Source organism: Nocardia higoensis NBRC 100133, from assembly GCF_000308595.1.
In the GTDB taxonomy this organism is placed as follows: domain Bacteria; phylum Actinomycetota; class Actinomycetes; order Mycobacteriales; family Mycobacteriaceae; genus Nocardia; species Nocardia higoensis.
Map to the genome: position 1 here is coordinate 1 of NZ_BAGA01000027.1, position 24,206 is coordinate 24,206.

The 24,206-nt window shown below is 70.8% G+C and carries 16 protein-coding genes; 14 read left to right on the plus strand and 2 right to left on the minus strand.

Annotated elements, in window-relative coordinates; genetic code table 11:
• Window positions 1-40 precede the first annotated feature (40 nt).
• From ON26_RS03660 to ON26_RS03670, 3 genes are all read left to right on the plus strand, one after another.
• Window positions 41-11,131 (plus strand): hypothetical protein, encoded by an 11,091-nt coding sequence (locus ON26_RS03660; protein WP_218000539.1) that lies wholly within the window; start codon window positions 41-43, stop codon window positions 11,129-11,131.
• An 81-nt stretch (window positions 11,132-11,212) separates the two neighbouring features.
• The gene (locus ON26_RS03665) at window positions 11,213-12,751 is read left to right on the plus strand and encodes a hypothetical protein (protein ID WP_245545705.1); all 1,539 of its coding nucleotides are present in this window, start codon (window positions 11,213-11,215) and stop codon (window positions 12,749-12,751) included.
• A gap of 81 nt (window positions 12,752-12,832) precedes the next feature.
• On the plus strand, window positions 12,833-14,764 hold the full coding sequence (locus ON26_RS03670) for a vWA domain-containing protein (protein ID WP_245545706.1): 1,932 nt from the start codon (window positions 12,833-12,835) through the stop codon (window positions 14,762-14,764).
• Between the two features lie 45 nt (window positions 14,765-14,809).
• On the opposite strand, the gene ON26_RS03675 is transcribed toward ON26_RS03670, so the two are convergent.
• Together ON26_RS03675 and ON26_RS03680 are read right to left on the minus strand one after the other, a co-directional pair.
• Window positions 14,810-15,364 (minus strand): TetR/AcrR family transcriptional regulator, encoded by a 555-nt coding sequence (locus tag ON26_RS03675; RefSeq protein ID WP_040794546.1) that lies wholly within the window; start codon window positions 15,362-15,364, stop codon window positions 14,810-14,812.
• The gene (locus ON26_RS03680; RefSeq protein ID WP_218000540.1) at window positions 15,357-16,217 is read right to left on the minus strand and encodes an alpha/beta fold hydrolase; all 861 of its coding nucleotides are present in this window, start codon (window positions 16,215-16,217) and stop codon (window positions 15,357-15,359) included. Before ON26_RS03680 ends, ON26_RS03675 begins: the two co-directional genes overlap by 8 nt.
• Window positions 16,218-16,505: 288 nt before the next feature.
• Here ON26_RS03680 and rpsH point away from each other — a divergent pair, with 288 nt between their 5' ends.
• The 11 genes from rpsH to ON26_RS03735 all read left to right on the plus strand — a co-directional run.
• Window positions 16,506-16,904, plus strand: a complete 399-nt coding sequence (gene rpsH / locus ON26_RS03685; RefSeq protein ID WP_040794535.1) for a 30S ribosomal protein S8 — start codon at window positions 16,506-16,508, stop codon at window positions 16,902-16,904.
• A gap of 14 nt (window positions 16,905-16,918) precedes the next feature.
• The gene (rplF, locus tag ON26_RS03690) at window positions 16,919-17,458 is read left to right on the plus strand and encodes a 50S ribosomal protein L6 (protein ID WP_040794536.1); all 540 of its coding nucleotides are present in this window, start codon (window positions 16,919-16,921) and stop codon (window positions 17,456-17,458) included.
• Between the two features lie 2 nt (window positions 17,459-17,460).
• Entirely contained in the window at window positions 17,461-17,868 is a 408-nt protein-coding gene (rplR, locus tag ON26_RS03695; RefSeq protein ID WP_040794537.1) for a 50S ribosomal protein L18, read from the plus strand.
• A 31-nt stretch (window positions 17,869-17,899) separates the two neighbouring features.
• Window positions 17,900-18,559 carry a 30S ribosomal protein S5 gene (rpsE, locus tag ON26_RS03700; RefSeq protein ID WP_040794538.1) on the plus strand — a complete coding sequence of 220 codons (660 nt, stop codon included), beginning with the start codon at window positions 17,900-17,902 and terminating at the stop codon, window positions 18,557-18,559.
• Entirely contained in the window at window positions 18,560-18,739 is a 180-nt protein-coding gene (rpmD, locus tag ON26_RS03705; RefSeq protein ID WP_014349110.1) for a 50S ribosomal protein L30, read from the plus strand.
• Window position 18,740: 1 nt separating this feature from the next.
• On the plus strand, window positions 18,741-19,184 hold the full coding sequence (rplO, locus tag ON26_RS03710) for a 50S ribosomal protein L15 (RefSeq protein WP_040794539.1): 444 nt from the start codon (window positions 18,741-18,743) through the stop codon (window positions 19,182-19,184).
• Window positions 19,185-19,340: 156 nt separating this feature from the next.
• Entirely contained in the window at window positions 19,341-20,663 is a 1,323-nt protein-coding gene (gene secY, locus ON26_RS03715; protein ID WP_040794540.1) for a preprotein translocase subunit SecY, read from the plus strand.
• A complete protein-coding gene (locus ON26_RS03720; protein ID WP_040794541.1) occupies window positions 20,660-21,205 on the plus strand; it encodes an adenylate kinase in 546 nt (181 codons plus the stop codon). Before secY ends, ON26_RS03720 begins: the two co-directional genes overlap by 4 nt.
• 25 nt (window positions 21,206-21,230) lie before the next feature.
• Complete coding sequence (gene map, locus ON26_RS03725) at window positions 21,231-22,031, plus strand: type I methionyl aminopeptidase (RefSeq protein WP_040794542.1); 801 nt, start codon at window positions 21,231-21,233, stop codon at window positions 22,029-22,031.
• A gap of 111 nt (window positions 22,032-22,142) precedes the next feature.
• Window positions 22,143-22,718 carry a YbaB/EbfC family nucleoid-associated protein gene (locus ON26_RS03730; protein WP_157171776.1) on the plus strand — a complete coding sequence of 192 codons (576 nt, stop codon included), beginning with the start codon at window positions 22,143-22,145 and terminating at the stop codon, window positions 22,716-22,718.
• Window positions 22,719-22,729: 11 nt separating this feature from the next.
• The coding region (locus ON26_RS03735; protein ID WP_040794543.1) for a WXG100-like domain-containing protein at window positions 22,730-24,206 on the plus strand (1,477 nt) is incomplete at its 3' end.

Here is a 24,206-nt window from a genome sequence, read left to right on the forward strand (position 1 = left end):
GATGGCGCGGGACCACCGTGCGGACTTCAACTGGGAGCAGTTGGCGGTCACCGCGGTCAGTTCCGCCGCGGGCGCCGGTGCCGCGAGTCCGTTCGGCGACTGGCTCGGACGCAAACTACCCGGCGGCATGCCGGATTTCGCCCGCGGCGCGGTGACCGGCAGCACCGCGGGCGCGGTCGGTGCGGTGGCCGGTTTCGGCGCGAGCGTGGCCACCCAGTTCGGCATCGACGCCTACCAGGACGGGTGGGACAAGGCGTGGGAGAACGCCGCGAACACCGAATTCGACCCGCGCATGCTCACCGCGGGTGTCTCCAACGGCGCGCTCTCGGGTGGCAGCCGGTCCCTGGCGGACTCCTTCTACCACGGCAGACATCCCGAGTGGTATCCCGCGCCGACGCCCGATCCTGATCAGAGCCCGCGCATCGGCGGGCCGCCACGACTCGGCGCCGACCCCGCCGGAGCGGACGGCTTCGGCGGGAATCGCTCGGGGGCAGACGGTTTCGGTCCCGGCCAGGGGGCGCGTGGTGGTGGTCCGGATCCGGGTTCGGCGGATTCCGAGACGCGGGCGGGCGGCAGTCGTCAGGACGGCGATCAGGGGTCCGCAGCTGGGGGCCGCCGCGGCGATACGGACACCGGCGATTCCGGCACGTCCGAGGATGCGCCGGGGCACTCCGATCCGGACTCCACCGCCGATCGCCGCCCTGCGGTCGACACGTCCACCGGTTCGGACACCGATTCGGCGCCCGCCCGCCGGTCCGACGGCGACGCCGGGACCGCGGCCCAGGAGCGGCCCGCCGCCACCGACCCGAATACCGCCGCGACCCAGCCGGATACCGGCAGCGACCGGTCCGGCGCACCCGCCCAGGGCCCGGACTCCGACGCCCGGCTGCCGGCCGACTCGGGTGCCGCCGCCGACCGGGTCCCTGATCCGGTCGCTGCGCAGGACGGTGCCCGTGATGCGGGTTCGGTGGTTGGGCAGGACGGTGCCCGTGATCCGGGTTCGGTGGTTGGGCAGGACGGTGCCCGTGATCCGGGTTCGGTTGTTGGGCAGGACGGTGCCCGTGATCCGGGTTCGGTGGTTGCGCAGGACGGTGCCCGTGACCCGAATCCGGTCGCTGCGCAGGACGGTATCCCGTCCTCGGAAGCCGCCGACCGGAACGGTGTCAGCAGCGCGGATGAGGGGATCGACGCCGGTACCGTCCAGCAGTCCGACCCCCTGACGACCGGATTGCCCGGAGCGTCCGCACCAGCGGCAGGAAGTCCGCCGGTCGCCGCGGGCACTCCGGCCGCGGCGCCCACGGCCGCACCGTCCACCGTCGGCGGCGCGACGGCGAGCCCGGCGTCGACCACGCATCTCACGTCGGCCGGTTCGGCGCAATCCGGCGCCGCGCAGGCAGGCGCGGCCCGAGCCGGGGACCGCGCCGCCGCCGGAGTGGCCGACAACAGGGCGGGCGGCCAGGTCGACTCTCGTCGCCCCGCTCCGTTCGCCGGCCGCGTCGGCGTCGCCGACAATCCCGCCGGCTCGCACTCTCGCGACAACACCGTGCGGGACAGGCGAATCGAGGGCGCCGAACCACCGTCCGATTCCGCGACGCGCTCCACCGGGTCCGGCGAGAACGACGGTACGACCACGCACCTGCCACCGGAGAGCGTGCTCGCGCTCACTCCGGCGGCGGCCGTCGACAGCCCCGCGACCGCTCGGAGCAGCCGCCCCGCCGATGCGAGCGCGGATCGTGGGGCAGGCGAGCGGAGTACCACGGAGCCGGCCGACGCCGCGCAGGCGGATCGCCCGGGACCGCGCGACGACGCCGACCGAGGCCGGTGCGTGCCCCTCGCCTTGGCGGAGATCGCCGATGCCACCGGCAGCGTCACACTGCGGATTCCCGACGAGGTCGGCCCGGCAGGCATGTCGCGCGCGGAACTGGAGGCGCACGCGGGCGGCCCTCTGCACGACGTGCCCGCACCACGCTCCGACGGCGGCAGCGACACACCACGGCATCAGCCGATCGCCGACGCGCTACTGGCCCAGGACAACCCGGCCGAATGGGCGCTGGTGGTCGACGAATACCACGGTATCCGTGACGAATACGGCGTCGGCGCGCACGCGTACACCATGCGGCTGCACGTCGACCCGGTGACCGGCGAGCGGACCGTCGAGGTCGGCGATCCCACCGTAGGCGTGCGTCGGGGGTTCCCGCCGGATGTCCCGTCCGAACTGAGCCGCGTCTCGGCCGTGCTCTTCGACGCCGAGGGCACTGCCCTGCCCGACGACGCGGCTCATCCGTTGGCCGACGAGGCCACCCGCCCCCGGCGCACCGAGGAACCCGCCCTTCCCCGGATCGGCGGGTCGAGCGACGACGAGCAGGTCGTGCGACCGGGCGGCGACGGCGGATCCGGCAAGCCGCCCGGTGAGCCACCGCCCGCCACCACACCGGAGCCGGCGCAACCGGGCGGCCACCCCGACCCGGACGGGCAAGGGCGGCAACCGCTTCCCGACCCGCCCGCCACAGCCGGGACGCGTGCCGACTGGTCGGCGGACGGACCGCCCCGCGTGCACGAACCGACCTCGGACGCCGTGCGCCGGGAACTCACCGAAGCGGCCGACCGGATCGGCGATGCGATCGCGGCTCGCCGTCTCGTCGAGACGCGCCTGCTCGCCCGCGCGCACTCGATGGGCATCGACACCGAAGGCCGCACGCCGCGGGAGATCGCGCGTGCGGTCGACGAGCGCGCCGCGGGTTCGCCGGAGGGGCCGGACCGGCCGGCCGACAGCGCAGGCTACCTGGATCGGCTGACCGACGCACTGCACGCCGAGAACGAGGCCAGGACGATCGCCGGTGTGCTGGCCGCCCGCGATGTGCTGGCCGCCGAGGGCCTGCCGATGGTCGGTGAGGGCGTCGGCCTGGCGCCGGACGGCAGTCGGGTCGTCGTCGCCTCACCGCTGTCGCGCCCGGACGCCGTGCTGCCGCCCGAGGTGCGGGCCGCGCTGGCCGAGCGCGGCGTGTCCGTCGACTACCGACTGGTGGAAGTCGACTCGGCGGGACGGATCACGGTGACCGACCTGCGCCCGCCCATTGATGACGCGGGGACGGTGCGCGATCCGGCTGCGCGTGCCGACGACACGGCGCGCCCGGAGCCCTCGCGGGAACCCGCGGGGACCGGCGACGACGCCGGTGATGTCACGCCCAGGCCCGAGCCCTCGCCGGACGACGAGTACGCCGTCCGGCTGCGTGAGCGCGCCGCGCTGGCCTCCGAACGCGAGTTCTGGCGCGCCAAGCGCGACGATCGCGCCTCTCGATTCGACATCCCCGAACAGGACCGTGCTCGCAGGCTCGGCCCGGACGAACTCGAACACACCCTGCAGGGGCTGCTCGACCGGGTTGTCGGTGAGCGCGAGATCGCCGGAACCGGTGAGGACGTGGCCCGCCGGGTTCCCGAGCCGGTGGGGCCGGAGGAGATCGCCCAGCGCAGGCAGGCGATCTTCCGGTTGCAGGTCGCCGCCGAGCGCTTCCTCGCCGCCAGCGACGCGCTGACCGAGCTGGACCGGCGCATCGCGCAACTCGAAGCAGGCGGCGCGGGTGCGGACCGGCCGCCGCGAGCAGAGATCGCCGCCGAACTCGACCGGCTGGGCCGGGAGCGGGCGGAACAGGTATTGCGGTCGAAGCCGTGGCGGGTGATGCGCGACGACCTCGTGGCCCGGCTGCGGGTGGCACCGGACAGCCTGGGTCCGCACGACCTGGCGAGGACATTGGACGACGCGGCGAGCCGCACCGTGCCCGCGGATCAGGTCGAACTGCGCGCGCGGAACCTCGAACTGCTGGCCGAGGCCGCACTGCGGGTCAACGACGCGGACAACGAGATCGGCCGTCTGCAGGACCGGATGGCCGAACTCGCCGGAGCCGATCGGAGTGTCTTCGACGGGGCGGGCGCGCGCCGGATCACCGATCGCGTGGGCATCGTCGACGGTGCGAATCCGCGCATCGTCGTCATCGGACCGCGCGGCCGCTCGGACGCGCCGTTCGCCGATCACGATGCGGCGCTCGCGGATGCGATACGGCACAGTCCCGCGGTAGCGCAGGCGATGGTGCGGCCGGAGACCAGGATCGAGTACCGGCAGATCGTGTCGGATCGCGAGGGCAACTGGCGGCCGGTGGACCTGCCCGCGCCGGTGCGGGAATTCGTCACCGCGCCGCCCGCGAACGGCCGCGGTGGAGTGCATCTGACCCGATGGCGCGACGGCGAGGGACAGTGGCGCGAGGTCGATACCTCGCGGCCGGACTGGGAGACCGGCCGGAGCACCACCAGGGTGCCGAAGGCATTCGAGCCGCGGCCACTGCCCGAGGGCGTGAGCGGCTGGGGCACCAACCCGATCCAGGCGGCGGTGGTCGACGTCTTCGTCGACCCGTCGGGAGCCGTCGACCCGAGGGCCGTGAACGACGCCTTCCTGCCGCAGATTCCCGGCGGCGATCCGATCACCGGTGGCGTCCCCACCTACTCCCTGCCCTTCGCGGACGCCTTCTATCACACGATGCGGGTCATCCTCGAGACCGCGAAGCTGTCGGGTTTCACCTGGTACAGCGACAGCGCGCATCCGGGACGCATCCGCCCCGGCTTCCGAGGCCACCCGTGGTTCCGCTCGCCGCGCCCCGAGGTGCAGCCGATGGTGCGGGAATGGACCATCGCCGAGCACTTTCCCGACGACGGCAATCTCAGCGCGCCGTTCCTGCAACGGGAGCGGGCCGCGCAGGAGGCATGGCAGCGAGTGCAGGACTGGGCGGACGCCGAGTACGAGCGATTCCGCGCCGACGACACCGACATCCAGCGGATCGCCGATCACCTGGCCGATCGTGCCGCCGCCGATCGCGTCGACCGGGCGCGTGCCCTCGTCGACCGGCTGCGCGGACTCGCAGGCCGGGAGGACGCCGAGAGCGCGATCGGCGCGATCGTCGACGAACTCACCGGAGGCCTCGCCGACGAGGGCCCGGAGGACGCGGCGCGGCTGGTGGCCGACCTGCTCGATGTGGTCGGCAGGCCGATGGAACCCGCCGATCATGCCGAGATCATCCGGTTGGTGGCCGATCAGCTCGCCGACACCCGGCCGGTGCCGACCAGCGAGGAGATCGCGCTCGTCAAGAGACATCTGATGAGCAACGAGTACTGGGTTCACGCGGCGGAAGACGGCATTCTGGTGCGGCAGCGACTCGACTCCGTCGCCGATGTGGCCGAGGCATGGAACCGGCTCATCGCGGGGGAGTCGCTGCCGTCGGACATCCTGCTGGTGCGGGACGCTCTCATCGAGGCGAACTTCCTGATCGACAATCCGATCGCGCTGTGGCGCGACGCCAACCAGTACGCCATCAGCCTCGGCTACGACTGGAACGCCGCTCGACCGCCGCTGACCGACTGGCGCGCCGGTATCCGCTACGCGCCGCCTCCGCACGGCACGCAGGCCCCGCCCACCGGCCGGGAACCCGCGCGACCGCTGCCGGACGGCCCCGACACACCGACCGACCCCGTCCGCGACGGCGCCGAACCGGACGCGCCTTCGGACTGGATGCGGGCCAGGATGGCCGAGCAGGAGGCCTGGAACGCACGGATGCGCGAGGACCTCGCCGACTGGGTCACCCGCATGAACGACGACTCGACCAGCCGCGAGTTCGACGCACACCGACGTGCTGTCGACGACGCCTTCGCCGAGATCGATCGGCAACTCGCCGACCTGCGTGAGCAGGAACGCCGCCGCAACGAGGAGTTCTTCGACGACCTGGCGCGCCGCGCCGGGCTGGACCGGCCGATCTCGCCCGCGCCGGAATCCGATGGTCCGACGCGACCGGACCCCCGCCCCGGTTCGGGCGCCGATTCCCCGGAACCGGCGCCCCGCGCGCCGGCCGAGCCTTCGGACTGGCTGCGAACGCGGGTGGCCGAACAGCAGGCGTGGAACACGCGGATGCGCGAGGACCTCGCCGACTGGGTCGCCCGCATGCGCGACGACGCGACCGCCGGTGAATTCGACGGACTGCGGCGCGAACTCGACGACACCCTCGCCGAGGTGGACCGCCGACTGGCCGAACAGCGCGCCGCGGAACGCCGCCGCAACGCGGAGTTCTTCGACGAACTCGCGCGCCGCGCCGGGTTGCCCTGGGGACCGCCGGATCCCGATGACGGACCGTCCCCGACGCCGGCCCGGCCTCCCTCCGGTCCGCCGGACGCTCCGCCGGCAGGTGCCCGGCGCGATCCGGATTCCGATATTCCGGATCTCGAGATCCGATCCGACGACGATCCCGGGCGGGCGGCGACCGATCGGGAGGCTTCGCCGAGCACGGACGGCGACGAGATCGACCGACGCCCGGACGATGGGGGCGGGGCGGGTAAGCCACCCGCGGACCCGCCGGTCGCGGCGATGCCCGAGCCCGAGGAGCCGGGCGGGAGCCGAGCCTCCACCGACGCCGAAGCGGCCACGGATACGAGGCCGAGCCGAACGCAATGGTCCGCGCAGGGGCCGGCGCGGGTGCACGAGCCCACTTCCGAACGCGCCGCGCGAGAGCTGACGCGGGCGGGCGAGCGGATCGGGGAGGCCGTCGTCGCGCGCAGGCGCGCCGAGACCGCGGTCGCCGGACACGCCCGCCGGCTCGGCATCGACCCCGACGGTCGCAGCGCCCAGGACATCGCGCGCGCGGCCGACGAGCGCCTGGCCGCCGACACGGCGCGCGCCGAGCGACTGCGCGACCGAGCGGACGTGCCGCCGGAGGAGATGGTCCGCCACTTCGACGAGCTACGGGAGGCCCAGATGCGGCTGGGTGAGACCGTCCGCACCGTCGGCGCGATGCGCGCCGAGCTGACCCGGCTGAACGAGGCGATCCACGCCGAGTCCGACGCCAGGACCGTCGCCGGCATCCTGGCTGCTCGCGATGTCCTGGCCGCCGAGGGCGCCAGGATGATCAGTGAGGGCGTCGGCCTGACCCCGGACGGCCGCCGCGTGGTGGTCGCCACCCCGATGGCGCGCCCGGATGCGGTACTGGCGCCCGAACTCCGGCGAACTCTCGCCGAGCAGGGCATCACCGTCGACTACCGACTGGTGGAAGTCGATGCGGCGGGGCGGATCACCGTCGGCGATCTGCTCGCCCCCGCCGACGGCGGCCACGGGGCGGATCCCGGCGGGTCGCCGCGCGACGGCGATCGGACTGCTCACCGCGCCGCCGCCCGCACATCCGAGGACACCTCGGGCCCGGACGACGCGCACGCCCCCGGCCCCGATCGCGACGCGGGATCACCGGAAGGCGAGTATGCCGACCTGCTGCGCGACCGGGCGGCGCTCATCTCGGAGCGTGAGTTCTGGCGGGCCAAACGCGACGACCGCGCCGCGCGTCTCGATCTCGGCGACCCGGACAGGGCGCTCGGGCCGGACCGCCTCGAGCCGACACTGCAGGGCTTGCTCGAGCGAGTGGTGGGTACCAGGGAGATCCCGGGCGCCGGTGAGGAGGCCGCCAGGCAGACGCCGGAGGCGGTTGGCCGGGATCAACTCGCCGAGCGTCGGAACGCGATCTTCCGATTGCAGGACGCCGCGGAGCGGTTCAACGCCGCGGCCGACGCCCTCACCGAGGTGAACCGGCGGCTCGCGACGCTGGAATCCGCACTCGGCCGCTCCCAGCGCGCGCTCACCGCCGACCCGGCCGAGCTGGAACGACTGGCCCGCGAGCGTGCCGAGCAGGTGCTGCGCCGGAAACCGGTGCGGGTCATGCGCGACGACATCGCCGCCCGGCTGCGCGTGGATCCGAGCCGGTTGGATCCCGAGCATCTGGCCGAGACCCTCGACGAGATCGCCGGTCGAACGATTCCTGCCGACCGCGCCGAAACGCATCGCAGGAACCTGGATCTGCTGGCCGAGGCCGCGGAGCGGACGAACCGCGGCGAGATCGAGATCGGCCGGCTGCAGGACCGGATGGCCGAACTGGCGGGAGCCGACCGCGACATCTTCGCCGAGGCGGGCGCTCGGCGTATCACCGATCGGGTCGGCCTGGTCGACGGGGAGAACCCGCGGATCATCGTCGTCGGTCCGCGCGGCCGCCCGGACGCGCCGTTCGCCGATCACGATGCGGCGCTGGCGGATGCGCTGCGCAACAGCAGTGCGGTCGCCCAGGCGATGGTCCGCCCGGAAACCACGATCGAGTACCGCCGGATCGTCGCCGATCGTGAAGGAAACTGGCGGGCAACGGATCTGCCGTCGCCGCTGCGCGAGTTCCTCCTCGCCCCGCCGGGCAACGGCCGCCCCGGTCTGCACCTGACCCGCTGGCGCGACGGCGACGGCGCGTGGCACGAGGTGAACACCGCGCGCCCGGAATGGACCACGGGCCGCGACAACAGTGGCGTCCCGAAGAAGTTCAGCCCGCGCGATCTGCCGGAGGGGGTCAGCGGCTGGGCGGTGAACCCGCTCCAGGCGGTAGTCGTCGACGTGTTCGTCGACCCGGAAGCAGGCGTCCCGCCGAACGCGATCAACGAAGGGCTGCTGCCTGCCATCCCCGGGGGCGATCCGCTCACCGGCGGCATCGACACCTACAGCCTGCCCTTCGCCGATTCCTTCTATCACGCGATGCGCATCATCCTGGAGACGGCGAAACTCTCCGGGTTCACCTGGTTCGCCGACAGCGCGAACCCCACCCGGATCCGCCCCGGATTCAAGGGCCACCCCTGGTTCCGCGCCCCGCGCGCCGACGTGCAGCCGATGGTGCGAGAGTGGAACGCCGCCGAGCGCATCCCCGACGACGGCAATCTGACCGCGCAATTCCTCGACCGCCAGCGCGCGCAGCGCGAAGCGTGGGCGCGGGTGCAGGAATGGGCCGAAGGCGAGTACGCGCGGTTCCGCGCGGACGACGGCGACATCGACCGCATCGCGGACAACCTCGCCGATCGGGCGCGCGCGGACCGCGCGGACCGCGCCCGCGACCTCGTCGCGCGCGTGCGAGACCTCGAAGTGCGCGGCGACCCCGACAACGACGCGGTCCTCGCCGACCTCGGCGACGCCGTGCCCGACGCGGATCCCGGCGACCTCGCACAACTGGTCGACGACCTGCGGGCGATCGCGGGCAGACGGCTGGGGCCGGACCAGTACCGGGAGCTGCTCGCTCTGGTCGCCGACCAGTTGGGCACCGGGCAGCCGGAGTTCGGCCGCGCCGAGATCGAGCAGATCAAGAACCACCTCATGCGCGACGAGCACCTGATCCGCGACCCCGAGGACGGCACCCTGGTCCGCCGCCCCCTCGACGCCCTCGCCGATGTGGCCGAGGCATGGCACCGGCTCGTCGAAGGCACCCCCCTGCCGCAGGATCTGCTGCTGCTGCGCGACGCGCTCGCCGAATCGAATTTTCTGCGGGAGAACCCGATCGCCACCTGGCGCGACGCCAACCAGCACGCCATCAGCCTCGGCTACGACTGGAACGCCGACCGCCCGCCGCTCACCGACTGGCGCGCGGGCATCCCCTACGCCCCGGGCGCCGTCGGAGCACAGACCCCACCGGCCCGCCCCGCTTCGCCCGGAGCCACGCGCTCCCTGCCACCCTTCGACGACACCGTCGTCGACTCGACCCGCCCCATCCCCGAGACGGATCCGCCCGTGGCCCCTCCGGCCGCGAGCGATCCAGGAGATCCGGGCCGAAGCGACGCCCGGCTTCCGGCGGCGGACGGAGATGACGCACCGCCCGCGGGTGCGGACGACCCCGGGATGCCTTCGCACCTCCCGCGCCCGGCATCGAGGCCCGAGCAGTCCGCGCCGCCGCGCGTCGACGACGGCGCGGACGAACCGCCACACCATCGCACCGAACCGTCGGTGCCGCCGCACCCCCGGCTGCCCGGACCCCAATTGCGTTCGCACATACCGCATCTGCCGCACGAGCAGGACATCGACCTGCCGGAGATCGACACCTTCCGGCCGGTCGACCCGGGACCGTGGCCTGCGCCCGAGCCCCCGCGACCACCCACCCCGCCTCCGGCCGACCCGCCGGTCGCTCCTGAACCGGACGGGCCCGCTCGGCCGCCCGCGAACCCGGGGAAGCCACCGCCTCCCTCTCCGACGACACCTCCCTCTCCGACGACACCGCCGTCTCCGGTGGCACCGTGCCCGCCGGGTGCGCCGGGGCCCGCGCACCCGCCACAGACACCGGATCCGGCCTGTCCGCCGGAACCCCCCGCGCCGCAATCCCCGGATCCCTCGTGCCCACCCGACGCACCGCCGCGACCGGATCCTCCGGGCGATCGACCGTCGGCTCCGTGGCCGCCGAATCCCGGTCCACCGGTCGGTCCCGGCGGATCGGGACAGCCGGATTTCCGTTCACCGCTCGGTCCCGGTGGGCCGGGACAGCCGGATTTCCGTTCACCGGTCGGTCCCGGCGGGCCGGGACAGCCGGACTCCCCGGCCCCTCGATCGCCCGGCGGTCCCGGCCGATCGCCGGACACCTGGCCACCGCGACCACCGGACGGTCCCGGTGGGTGGCCGGCGGAACACTCGCCGAGCGGGCGGTTCCCCGGCTATCCCGGCGGTCCCTACTCGGGCGAACAGGCCCGGGGCTCGGCGCATCCCGGGACACGAAATCCGAACCAGGGATTCGACGGCACGCCGGGACCGGGTCCCGGCGCTGCGCCGGGCAACGGCTCGATGCCGCCGATGCCGGGAACACCCGGCCCCGCCGGTCCGCGGGGACACAACGGCGCTCACAACGGCCACGCACACCGCGACCGCGCTCCCATGGCGGAACGGCCGTCGACCCTGCTGGTCCTCCCGTTCGGCGGATTCGGTGTGTCGGCCGAGTTCGATCCGATCACGGGTGCGCTGCAGGCGACTTCGACGCGCACCAGAGCCGAATCCGGGCTGTACGGCGACCTCGCGGACCTGCCGGTGGTGCTGTACCGGCACGAGGGCCGCTTGCTGGTCCGGATCGGTGGGCGCGTGCTCGACCTGGACGGACCGGTGCGGGTGGAACTCCACGCGGGCCCGCAGCGGCGCAGCAGTCTCACGGTCGTCGAGGGCGGCGAGGTGCTGTGCGCGCTGACCTACCGCACCCTGCCGCCGGAGCTGGATCTCGGCGTGTTTCTCCGGGATCTGTCCGCGGACCCGGACCGGCGTGCTCACCTGTTCACCTGATGCCGGAACCGGTCGCCCAGTGGTACAACCCTTCCGTCGCGGCATTGCCGCCGAACGCAGGATGAGGAGAGATCCGGGATCGTGAGCACGCCAGACAGCCGGCCGACCGACGACGATCGCGAGCCGATCTCGCCCGCCACGGAAGCCGACGCGGACACCGTCGAAGACGACGACGAGGAACCGGATATCGGGTTCGCCATCGAGCGGGAAGAACTCGACGTCGGGGAGCGCGCGACGCGACTGTGCCACCGCATCGCGCGCGGCCTGGCCGCCGACGGCCCGTCCGGCTGGGCAAGGGTCGACGCGGTGTTCACGCTGACCACGACCACCGAGCTGGTCCGGGTGTACTTCTCCGACGAACACGGTCGCTCGATGCGGGTGCATCCCAGCTCCGACGTGCTCGCCTGGGTGCGCGATCACCGGCGGCTGTCCGCCGAGGCAGGCGACGGCCCGTGGTGGCGAATGTTGCTCACGCTCACCGATATCGGTGAGATCGAGGTCGACTTCGACTACGGCGACGAGCCGTTCCCCGACGACCAGCTCTTCGCCCCCGAGGTCTACGCGGCAGACCTGGAGACCTACCCCCGCACGAGCCTGCCGGTATGGCTGGCCGCCTACATCCGCCACTACGGCAGGCAATCGCGCACTGCCCAGACCGCGGCCGCACAGGCGCGCGCCGATCAGGCGGCGGGCGTGCGGGCGACCCGCATCGACGACGGCCTTCCCCCACTGCCGGTCATGTGGGGGCGCTGGGCGGTGCTGTCGGCGGCATTCGTCGCGATCCGCTCGAAGCGCGGTCCGCGCATCCTGCCCTCGCTCGGCTTCTTCGAAGGCGCCGGGCGCAGCGGCGCGACCGTCTACACGCTGCCCGGCGGCCGCGCGGTGCTCTCCGGCGGTGTGTGGAACGCCCCAGAACTCGACGCCGTCTACAACCGCGGCGAGACCGAGCCGCAGCTGTATCGGGGCGCACCGGAATGGGTCGCCAATCCGGTGCTCAATCCCCGGGCAGGCAACGGGCTGCTGACCTTCTGCTACTGGTGGGAAGCGGGCAGTTGGCACTGTGGCGAATCGCCGGGCGCGGACCGGCTGGCCGCCGCCTTTCCCGGCGTGTGGACCGCCGAATCCGTGGTCGACCTGATCTGCGGTCTCGTCACCGAGCAGCCGACCGGCGGACAGCGCGACGCCGTGGCCTCGCTGGTCGCCGCAGCCGAGGTCGGCGTGGTCACCCGCGACACCCTCGCCGACGCCTTCGACGACAACAGCGACGCCGACTTCGATATCGACGGCGCGTTCTACCAGCTGACGATGGCAGGCGTGACCGTGACTCCGCTCGAGCCGATGCCGCACGACGACGCGCTCGCCAAGGTCCGCCGGTTCATCGCCGAACGCGGCATCGACAGCACGGGCTACCCGGTCGACGACCTGCGCGCGGATCGGATCAGCGTCGGCTGGATGGTCTACGCGCCGACCGCGCCCGGCGAACTCGCGGCCGGCCGCGCGATCTTCTACATCGCCGACGACGGCGCGCTCGAACAGTCCTCGTCCTCGATCGCCCCCTCGCTGTTCGTCACCGAATTCGAGCGGCGCTTCCAGCGCCGGCAGGGCGCCGTCGGGGCGTGACGGCTCGGCGCAGCGCGCGGATACGCCGGGTGACGCAGGCGCCGTGGAGATTTCGCCGATAATGCCCGTAGGGTCCGGGAGGTGACCCGATCGCGACGAAGGGCCGAGATGTTGTCGAAGTTCAGCCGGGCGGGATCGGTGATATTCGCGGGGATACTCGGCATGCTGCCGGTAGCGGCCCCGGTCGCCGCGTTCCCGGAACAGTCGCAATACGCACCGACGATGATCGTGCTGGATGCCTCGGGTTCGATGCTGCGCCCCGATCCGAGCGGCACGATGATGGACGCGGCCAAGAACGCGGTGCGCTCGTTCGTCGAGTCCGCGCCCGAGCAGTCCAGGGTCGGGCTGGCCGCCTACGGCACCGGCACGAGCAACGAGGAAGCCGACAAGGCCTCGGGTTGTTCGGATGTGCAGGTCCTGCACGAGCCGGCGCCGCTCGACCGGGCCGCCCTGGTGCGTGCGGTCGACGGTATCCGTGCCTCGGGCTGGACTCCGGTGGGGGTGGCGTTGCGGAAAGCCGCCGAGGCGCTTCCGGATTCCGGACCCCGTGCGGTGGTGCTGGTCTCCGACGGCGAGGACACCTGCGCGCCGCCCGATCCCTGCGAGGTCGCCCGCGAATTGAAAGCCGGCGGAACGGATCTGACCGTGCACGCCATCGGATTCGCCGTCGATGCGCAGGCGCGCGCGCAGCTGAGCTGTCTGGCGGAGGTCACCGGTGGCTCCTACACCGATGCCGCCGATGGTCCCGCCCTGGAGCGGACGCTTCCCAGGGTCACGGCCGCCGCGCTGCGCAGTTACCAGGTGACCGGCGTTCCGGTCACCGGTGGAGCCGACCACAGGTCCGCGCCGGTGCTGGGCGCCGGTCGGTATCTCGACACCATCGGCAAGGGCGAAACCCGGTACTACGCGGTCGATGTGCCGCAGGGTGCGACCGCCTACGTCAGCGGCATCCTGCCCTTCCCGCGCGTTGCCGGCATCTCCATCCTCGATGATCTGAACACCCTCGTGCGACGCGTGTACGGCGGTGACGGTCACGACTGCGGCGAGGTCGACACCGCGATGGCGACCGGCGCGAGCGACGGCGAAGCCCTCACCAGCGTGGAGGTGTGGCGCGGGGCCGCGGAGCAGGTCGCGGGCACCGGCGGCGACGGGGACAGCTGCCGTGGCGGCGGCCGGTACTACTTCGCCTTCACCTGGAAGAAGACCTCGGAGAAGCTGCCGCAGCGACTGCCGTTCGAAGTGCTCGTCGGTGTCGAGGCGGCGGTGCGCGATCCCGGACCGGCCCGCATCGACACACCGGCGGCGATGGTCGAACCCATCGGCCCCGGCGTGCCGGTCATCGGCGGTGGTTCGTTCACGGCCGCCCCCGAACTGCCCGGCAGCGGCCGCTACACCGATCTGCTGCAGCGCGGCGAGATCGTCTACTACCGGGTGCGCCTGGACTGGGGGCAGGGCCTGGCCTACCGTGTCCGATTCGGCGCGGTCGAGGGCAACCAGGCCTCGAACATCCGCACGGCACTGTTCTCGCCGCTGGCCGAGGAGATCCAGATGGACACCACGGCCTACCTCGGCGCCGAGTCCGTACTGCCCGCCGCCGGAGATCCGCTCGCCACGGTGCCGATCCGCTACGACAACCGCAACGGCGGCCTCGACCAGCGCAGGCAGTCGGTAGCCGGCTGGTATTACATCGCCGTCGACGTCGGATCGAATGCGGGCCTGCGCAAGGGCGCTTCGGTCCCGGTGACGATCGACCTCACCGTGGCCGGCACGCCCGAACCGGGACCGGCCTACGAGAACGCGGCCGCCGGTGGCGTCTTCGGCGAGAGCGCGGACTCCGGCGATACCCCCTCGGCACAGCGGGACCCGGCCGACACCGCAGCCCAGGGGCAGCCTTCCGGCTCCGCCACGCTCCCCGTGCTCGCCACGATCATCGGCGCGTGCGGATTCATCGCCGTGTCAACGGTTCTCGTGGCCCGGTACCTGAGCCGCAAACGCAGGACGGGTCGAGGGTGAGGCCACCGCCCGATCAGAACTCGAGCTCGGCCCGCCCGGCTCCGGTCAGCGCGGCGCGCGCAGCCCGGCGATCATCATGTCGATCAGCAGGTCGTAGCTCTCGTCGAGCTTCTCCGGCAGGCCGAAGCCGCCCTGGGCCTCCAGGATGGCGAACCCGTGCACGGCCGAGCGCAGGCAGCGGGTCGCGTGGATGGCCGCGGAGTCGGTGAGGCCGTAGGCGCGCAGGGATGCGGTGACGATTCCGACGAGGCGACCACCCGCTTCCTCGGTCAGGGGGTCGGGGCTCTGGACGACGGCCGCGTAGCGGTGCGGGTACTGCCGGGCGTAGTCGCGCCAGGCGGCCATCAGCGCGCGGATGGCGTCGTCGGCGGAGCGGCCGAGCAGCGCGGCGCCCACCCGGTCGGCGATGTCGCCGATGACGCGGGCCGAGACCAGGGCGCGCAGCTCGGCGAGATTGCGCACGTGTTTGTACAGCGACGGCGTCGCGACACCGGCCTTGCCCGCCACCGAGGACAGGGTCAGCGCCTCGGGGCCGCTCTCGTCGAGAATCGCCAGCGCGATGCCGACCACCGCGTCGGGGGACAGTGCCGCCCTAGCCACGGTCGTCACCCGCGACGAAGGCGAGGATGCTCGCGGCGACTCGCTCGGGGAACTGCAGGTGCGGGTAGTGGCCCGCGCCCTCGACCATGTCCAGGCGGCCGAGCCCGGCGGGCATCTCCGCCACGATGCCCTCGCCCTCGGCCTTCGGATCCGCCCAGTCCGGATCCAGGGTGCCCATGAGGATCAGCGCCCGGCAGCGGATGGCGGCCAGCTTCTCGCCCGCGTCGGTGGGCGCCGAACCGCCGAACTTGCTCAACACGGCCATCCGGCCCGGCCTGCGCAGATCGGCGTCCGCCGCGGCCAGCCGCTCGTCGAAACCGGCGGGCTTCGTCCCCGGGGTGGCGTGGTCGAGGTAGCGCTTCCACAGCCCGACACTGCGCAGCCCGGCGGCGCCCGCCAGCAGGAGCATGCCCTTGCGGTACCGGGATCGGGTCAGCAGGGCGCGCAGGTCGGGCTGCTGGCGGCGGGTGAACGGGCCGATCTCCACGACGGCTTCGACCAGTTCGGGCGCGTCGGCCGCGGCGATGGTGGCGGCGCCGCCCGCGAAGGAGTGGCCGACCACGACGGCCGGGCCGCCCAGGTGCCTGATCAGGGTGAGGATGTCGGCCGCGACATCGGCGCGGGTGTAGGAGTCCCAGTCGAGGCTCGACTCGCCGTGGCCGCGCATGTCCAGGGTGGCGACGCGGTACCCGGCCGCCGCGATCCGGTCGGCGACCGCGCGGAAGGTCGATCTGTTCTCACCCATGCCGGGGACGAGCACGAACAGCGGGCCGGTACCCGCCACGTCATAGGCCAGCCGGCCGCCTCGGGTCTCCAGAATCATCGTCTCCACCGCTTCCTGGCTAATATCCATAGCTATAAGGCTAAGGTGATTAGCCGATGAGCGCAAGGGGTGCCCGAGGCGACCCGTCGCGACCTCGGTGGACCCCGATTTTGTCCAGGTCGCGGGGTTGCCTACACTAGAGCGGTTGCCTGGGCACCCATCTGTCCGCATGCGTGCGGACAGCGCCCGTGGCGCATACCCAGCGGTCGGCGCTCGTGCCGGCCGGACCAGCCGAATTGTTGTAGGCCCACCATTCGCGTGCGCGAGCGCGCGGGTGCTGTATGGGAACCGCAGCGAGAAAGGTGTCGAGGTCGAACCATGACCATGACCGATCCGATCGCAGACTTCCTTACCCGTCTGCGCAACGCCAACTCGGCGTACCACGATCAGGTGAAGGCTCCGCACTCGAAGCTCAAGGCGAACATCGCCGAGATCCTCAAGCGTGAGGGCTACATCGCCGACTACCGGACCGAGGACGCGCAGGTGGGCAAGACGCTCATCGTCGACCTCAAGTACGGCCCCAGCCGCGAGCGCAGCCTCGCCGGTGTGCGCCGGGTGTCGAAGCCGGGTCTGCGTGTGTACGCGAAATCCACCAACTTGCCCAAGGTCCTGGGCGGCCTCGGCGTGGCGATCATCTCCACGTCGCAGGGACTGCTCACCGACAAGCAGGCGGCCAAGAGCGGCGTGGGCGGCGAAGTCCTCGCTTACGTCTGGTAAGGGAGTCAGGACTAATGTCGCGTATTGGTAAGAAGCCCATCGCAATTCCGGCGGGCGTCGAAATCACCATCGACGGCCAGAACGTGTCGGTCAAGGGGCCCAAGGGCACTCTGTCGCACGTCGTCGCCGAGCCGATCACCGTCGCCAAGGGCGAGGACGGCCAGCTCGAGGTCACCCGTCCCAATGACGAGCGTCGCAACCGCTCGCTGCACGGCCTGACCCGCACCCTGATCGCCAACATGGTCGAGGGTGTCACCAAGGGCTACGAGAAGAAGATGGAGATCTTCGGCGTCGGCTACCGCGTGGCGGCCAAGGGGTCGAACCTCGAGTTCGCCCTCGGCTACAGCCACCCGGTCCCGATCGAGGCGCCGGAAGGCATCACCTTCGCGGTGGAGTCGCCCACCAAGTTCTCCGTGTCCGGAATCGACAAGCAGAAGGTCGGTCAGATCTCTGCGGTCATCCACGGCCTGCGCAAGCCCGACCCGTACAAGGGCAAGGGCATCCGCTACGCGGGCGAGGTCGTTCGCCGCAAGGTCGGAAAGACGGGTAAGTGATCATGGCGCAAACCGAAAACCAGAAGTCCAAGCGCATTCCGCTGGGCAAGGACGTCGCCACCAAGCGTCGCCTGTCCAAGGCGCGTCGCCACTTCCGCCTTCGCAAGAAGGTGGAGGGCACCACCGAGCGTCCCCGCCTAATCGTGCACCGCTCCTCGCGGCACCTGCACGCTCAGCTGGTCGACGACTCGGTCGGCAGGACCATCGCCGCCGCCTCCTCGATCGAGGCCGATGTGCGCGCGGTGGACGGCGACAAGACCGCCAAGGGCAAGAAGGTCGGCGAACTCATCGCGGCCCGCGCCAAGGCTGCCGGCATCGAAGCCGTCGTGTTCGACCGTGGTGGTCACGACTACCACGGCCGCATCGCGGCGCTGGCCGATGCCGCTCGTGAAGGCGGGTTGAAGTTCTGATGATGAAGACTGCGAACGGAAGGAACGTCTGATGCCGGGACGTCAGCGGCGTGACGGCGGCAACGGACCCGCCGGACAGAACACCAGTGGCCCCGAGGGCGGCCGCGACAACCGTCGTGGCGGCGGCGACCGCCGCGGTGGCGGCGACCGTCGGGACAACGCGGCCGAGAAGAACCAGCTCGAGCGCGTCGTCGCGATCAACCGCGTCTCCAAGGTCGTGAAGGGTGGTCGTCGCTTCAGCTTCACCGCCCTCGTGATCGTCGGTGACGGCAACGGCCTGGTCGGCGTCGGCTACGGCAAGGCCAAGGAAGTTCCCGCGGCCATCCAGAAGGGCGTCGAGGAAGCGCGTAAGGGCTTCTTCCGCGTCCCCATGATCGGCTCGACCATCACCCACCCGGTCCAGGGTGAGGCGGCGGCCGGTGTGGTCATGCTGCGTCCGGCCTCGCCCGGTACCGGTGTGATCGCCGGTGGCGCGGCTCGTGCCGTGCTGGAGTGTGCCGGTATCCATGACATCCTGGCGAAGTCGCTCGGTAGCGACAACGCCATCAACGTCGTGCACGCGACCGTTGCGGCCCTCAAGCAGCTGCAGCGCCCCGAAGAAGTGGCGGCCCGCCGTGGTCTGCCGCTCGAGGACGTCGCTCCTGCGGGCATGCTGCGTGCGCGCGCTCAGGCGGCTGGAGGTGCCAGGTAAATGGCAGATCTCAAGGTGACCCAGATCAAGAGTTCGATCGGCGCCAAGCAGAATCAGCGGGACAGCCTTCGTACCCTCGGCCTGCGGGGCATCCGCAAGTCGGTGGTTCGTGAGGACAACGCCCAGAACCGTGGGCTGATCAACGTCGTGCGCCACCTCGTGACAGTTGAGGAGGTCTGACATGACCATCAAGTTGCATCACCTGCGTCCCGCCCCGGGATCCAAGACCGAGAAGACCCGTGTGGGTCGCGGTGAGGGCTCCAAGGGCAAGACCGCGGGCCGTGGTACCAAGGGCACCAAGGCGCGCAAGAATGTCCCGGCCGCCTTCGAGGGTGGCCAGATGCCGCTGCACATGCGGCTGCCGAAGCTCAAGGGCTTCACCAACAAGTTCCGCACCGAGTACCAGGTCGTGAACGTCGGTCGCATCGCCGAGCTCTTCCCCGAGGGCGGCGAGATCGGCAAGGCCGAGCTGGTGGCCGCGGGCGCGGTTCGCAAGAACCAGCTCGTGAAGGTTCTCGGCGACGGTGAGATCGGCGTCGCGGTCCAGGTGACCGCCGACAAGGTGACCGGCTCCGCCAAGGAGAAGATCACCGCTGCCGGTGGCACTGTCACCGAGCTGGCCTGACGGTAGGCTCTGAACCGGTGGCACCGGACGAGTGAAACCTCGTCCGGTGCCGCTGTTAGAGTTCAATAGTTCTGCCAAGCCTCGCCATGGGTTTCGCCATTCACCGTGCCGAAAACTTCCCATGTCCAGACCATGTCGTTCGCGCCAGGAGGATCTGTGCTTTCCGCCTTCGTATCGGCCTTCCGGACTCCGGACTTACGGCGGAAGATTCTCTTCACGCTGGGGTTGGTCGCGCTGTACCGGATGGGCGCCTCGCTGCCCTCGCCCGGTGTCGACTACAAGGCCGTGCAGGAGTGCGTCGACCTGGTCTCCGGCGGTGAGAACGCCGGTATCTACCAGCTGATCAATCTCTTCTCCGGTGGTGCGCTGCTGCAGTTGTCGGTCTTCGCGATCGGCATCATGCCCTACATCACCGCGAGCATCATCGTCCAATTGCTCACCGTGGTCATCCCGCGCTTCGAGGAATTGCGAAAAGAAGGCCAAGCGGGCCAGACGAAGATGACGCAGTACACGCGTTATCTGTCGATCGCGCTCGCCATTCTGCAAGCGACCGGCCTGGTGGCCCTCGCTGCCCGCGGCCAGCTGCTGCAGGGCTGCCAGCAGGACATCCTGGCCGATACCAGCATCTTCGGCATGATCATCATCGTCCTGGTGATGACCGCCGGTGCCGCGATGGTGATGTGGTTCGGCGAGCAGATCACCGAGCGCGGTGTCGGCAACGGCATGTCGCTGCTGATCTTCGCCGGTATCGCGGCGCGCATCCCGACCGAGGGCAAGGCCATCCTCGACAGCCGTGGCGGCATCACCCTCGCCCTGGTCGGCGTGGCGGCGCTGGTGATCATCGCCGCGGTGATCTTCGTCGAACAGGGCCAGCGCCGGATTCCGGTGCAGTACGCCAAGCGCGTGGTCGGCCGCAAGATGTACGGCGGCTCCTCGACGTATCTGCCGCTGAAGGTCAACCAGGCCGGCGTCATCCCGGTGATCTTCGCATCCTCGCTGTTGTACCTGCCGAATCTGATCGCGCAGCTCACCGGCGCGCAGACCGCGACCGATCCCAGCTGGTGGCAGGAGATCATCCAGAAGTATCTGGTGAATCCGGGCAACCCGGTCTACATCGCGATCTACTTCGGTCTTATCGTCTTCTTCACCTACTTCTATGTGGCGATCACCTTCAACCCGGAGGAACGCGCCGACGAGATGAAGAAGTTCGGTGGCTTCATTCCCGGTTACCGTCCGGGCAAGCCCACCGCCGACTACCTCAATTACGTGCTGAGTCGCATCACGTTGCCCGGCTCGATCTACCTCGGTCTGGTCGCCGTCCTGCCCAACCTGTTCCTCGACATCGGCAATTCCGGCGGCGTGCAGAACCTCCCGTTCGGCGGTACCGCGGTGCTGATCATGGTGAGCGTCGGTCTCGACACGGTGAAGCAGATCGAAAGCCAGTTGATGAACAGAAATTACGAAGGGTTCCTCAAGTGAGAGTTGTACTGCTCGGTCCGCCCGGTGCCGGCAAGGGCACCCAGGCCGTCCTCCTGTCGGAAAAGCTGGGCGTCCCGCACATCTCCACCGGGGACCTGTTCCGCGCGAACATCGGCCAGCAGACCCCGCTGGGGCTCGAGGCGAAGAAGTACATGGACGCCGGCGATCTGGTGCCCAGCGACGTGACCAACCGCATGGTGGAAGCGCGGGTCGGCGAGCCCGACGCCGCCAACGGCTTCGTCCTCGACGGCTACCCCCGCACGGTCGATCAGGCCGACGCGCTGGAGAAGATCCTCGCCGACATCGACAAGAAGCTGGACGCGGTCCTGTGCTTCGTCGTGGCCGAGGACACCGTGGTCGAGCGGATGCTCGCCCGTGGCCGCGCCGACGACAGCGAAGACGTGATCCGCAATCGGCTGCGCGTCTACCGCGAGGAGACCGAGCCGCTGCTCGACCACTACGCCGGTCTGGTCGTCTCGGTCGACGGTGTCGGCGAGGTCGAAGAGGTCAACGCCCGCGCGCTGGCCGCACTCGGCCGCTGATGACAGCACAGGAGCGCTGAGCCCAGTGGTCTTCGGCCGGAAGAACAAGAAGGTGGTGCCGTTCCGCACCGCCGGCGAGCTCGATGCCATGGCGGCGGCGGGCGCGGTGGTGGGTCGCGCCCTCGTCGCCGTGCGCGAGGCCGCCGCTCCCGGGGTCTCGACGAAGGAACTCGACGAGGTCGCCGAGGCGGTGATCCGCGAAGCCGGCGCGGTGCCCTCGTTCAAGGGCTACCACGGTTTTCCGGCCTCGATCTGTGCGTCGGTCAACGACCGCGTCGTGCACGGCATCCCCAGCGCCGAGGAGATCCTGACCGAAGGCGACCTGGTCTCCATCGACTGCGGCGCCGTCCTCGACGGCTGGCACGGCGACTCCGCGTGGACCTTCGGCATCGGCGCCATCATCGAGGCCGACCGCCTGCTCAGCGAGGCCACCCGGCTGTCGATGGAAGCGGGCATCGCCGCGATGCTGCCCGGCAACCGCCTCACCGACATCTCGCACGCCATCGAACTGGGCACCCGCGCCGCCGAGAAGGAACACGGCCGGGCGTACGGCATCGTCGACGGCTACGGCGGTCACGGCATCGGTCGGGAAATGCACATGGATCCGTTCCTGGCCAACGAAGGCGCCCCCGGCAAGGGGCCGCAGCTGGTGGTCGGCTCGGTGCTCGCCATCGAGCCGATGCTCACGCTCGGCACCGTCGACACCAAGATCCTCGACGACGACTGGACGGTGGTCACCACCGACGGCAGTCGCGCGGCGCACTGGGAGCACACCGTCGCGGTCACCGAGGACGGCCCGCGCATTCTCACCCCGCGTCCGGCGTAACACGACACGTCACCGAATCGACCCGGCCACCTGTCAGGTGGCCGGGTCGATTCGTCTGCGCACCATGGGCTTTCGCGTCGCAGCCGGTGCGGCGGCACGGCCCCGGCAGCCGTGCGCGCGGCGCTGTCGATGGGCAAGCGTCTCGTCGAGTTTCCTTGCGCGCCACTGCCGATTCACCGACGTGCGGTGTTCTTGACCGATACAACCGGGAGGTTTGCGATGGTCAACGAGCGTCTGCACGCAGACATGATGACGATGCTCGACGGTCTGAACGAGCAGATGCGCGGTATCGCGGAGATCCAGCTGAAGCGATCGAAACTGACCGCCACCGCGACGGCCTGTGAAGAGCGGATCATCGTGACGGTGAACGCCGACGGCCTGTTGATCCGGACCGAGTTCGCCGACGACATCGCGGATCTCACCTACGACGAGATCGCCGAGGGGATGACCGAGGCGGTGCAGAAGGCGGCGGGTGAGGCCGACGCCCGCGGTCGGGAACTGATGGCACCACTGCGCGAGCGGAAGTCGAAGCTGCCCAAGCTGTCCGACATCATCGAGGGCGCACCCGACCTCGGGTCGAGAATCCCCGTCGCCCCTCCCGCGCCGAAAAACATTCGCGAATTCGACGCCCAGGCAACAGGTTCGGTCGACGGCTCGGTCACTCGCTCGCTGGTTTCGGACGACTGAATCGGCGTCCGATGACCCTTTACCTGCCCGAAGAGCTGCGGTGGCTCGGCTGGATCGCCGGTGCCTCCTGGCCCGACGGCGACGAGGACCGGATGTGGGATGTCGCCAGGGCGTGGGATACGGCGAGCAAGGAACTGCTGACCGTCATCGCGACGATCGAGAGCGCCAAAAGCGCGTCGATGAACGCCTATACCGGCGGTGCGGGCGCCGAACAGATCGGTGGATTGTTCGACGACTTCCTGGTGGGAGATCAGTCGATTCAGGCTTTGTCGGATCTGTACAAGCAGCTCGAGGACACGACCTTCGGCATGGGGACCGAGCTCCAGGCCGCGAAGCTCAACATCATCATCTCGTTGATCTGGCTGGCGCTCGAGATCATGTGGGCCTGGCTGTTCCCGCCGACCGCTCCCGCCGCGGAGGCCGCGGCGATCACCACCACCCGGTCGGTCCTGCGGGTGCTCGAGGACTCCGTGCAGAAGGTCATCGAGAAACAGCTACTGAAGATGGGTTTCGCCAGCAAGACGGCAATCCAGTCGGCCAAGGCGTCCGGTATCCGGACATCGCGGTACTGGATCCTCGACGCGAAGTCGATCATCAAGGGCCCGGGGTGGAAGCTGGCGGCGCCGAGCGCAAAAGGCGTCTCGACCTACGTCATCAAGATCGGCGAGTCGGTGGTCACCGCAGGCGGTATCAATGCCGCCATCCAGGTGGGCCAGATAGCCGACGGCAAGCGGCGTGGCTTCAACGGCAAGGAGTTCGGCGCCTCGGTGATGGGGGCGGCGGTCTCCACCATTCCCGGACGCGAATTCGCCCGCGTGCTCGGACGCGGCTCGGACAAGTTCATCAAGCCGAAGGTGGACGCTGTCGCCCCCTGGCGCAATGTCACCGGGTTCGGTGCGATGCGCAATGCCCCGTGGCGCGCGGCGATGTTCACCCACGGCGCGGTCATCGGCGGTGCGACCGGTGCGGTCAGCAATGTGTTCAGCACCCTCGGCGCGGCCATCGTCACCCAGGACCTCTCCTCGCTCAACTCGGCTCAAGGGTGGACCGGCAGCATCGCGCGCGGTGCGATGGTCGGCGGTGTCCGGGGGCTGTCCACCAAATGGACACCGCCCACGTCCGATCAGGCCAGGTTCAATCTCTGGGTCAAGGACAAGACGTACAGCGCCAGCGGTGGAATCGCCAAGGTGCGCGGTCTGTTCAGCGGTCCCACCCCCACCGCGAACGCGACTGCTCAGGCCGGCGGTCCGAACAGCCACGGGAACGGGACCGGTGGGGTCCACGCAGGCACCCAGGACACCCCTGCCCCCGCGCCTTTGCGGCAGGCGGATACGGATGCGATTCAAGTACGGCAAGGGCAGGTGGACGCTGCTGAGCAGGCGGCGCAGCAGCAGCGTGATCGGGCGGACGGGGCTGAGCAGGCGGCGCAGCAGCAGCGTGATCGGGCGGACGGGGCTGAGCAGGCGGCGCAGCAGCAGCGTGATCGGG

What these genes read in the sequence shown, in the direction of transcription:
- ON26_RS03680 (WP_218000540.1), bottom strand. Translation starts at nt 16,217, where the DNA reads ATGGATATTAGCCAGGAAGCGGTGGAGACGATGATTCTGGAGACCCGA.
- rpsH (WP_040794535.1), top strand. Translation starts at nt 16,506, where the DNA reads ATGACCATGACCGATCCGATCGCAGACTTCCTTACCCGTCTGCGCAAC.
- rplF (WP_040794536.1), top strand. Translation starts at nt 16,919, where the DNA reads ATGTCGCGTATTGGTAAGAAGCCCATCGCAATTCCGGCGGGCGTCGAA.
- rplR (WP_040794537.1), top strand. Translation starts at nt 17,461, where the DNA reads ATGGCGCAAACCGAAAACCAGAAGTCCAAGCGCATTCCGCTGGGCAAG.
- rpsE (WP_040794538.1), top strand. Translation starts at nt 17,900, where the DNA reads ATGCCGGGACGTCAGCGGCGTGACGGCGGCAACGGACCCGCCGGACAG.
- rpmD (WP_014349110.1), top strand. Translation starts at nt 18,560, where the DNA reads ATGGCAGATCTCAAGGTGACCCAGATCAAGAGTTCGATCGGCGCCAAG.
- rplO (WP_040794539.1), top strand. Translation starts at nt 18,741, where the DNA reads ATGACCATCAAGTTGCATCACCTGCGTCCCGCCCCGGGATCCAAGACC.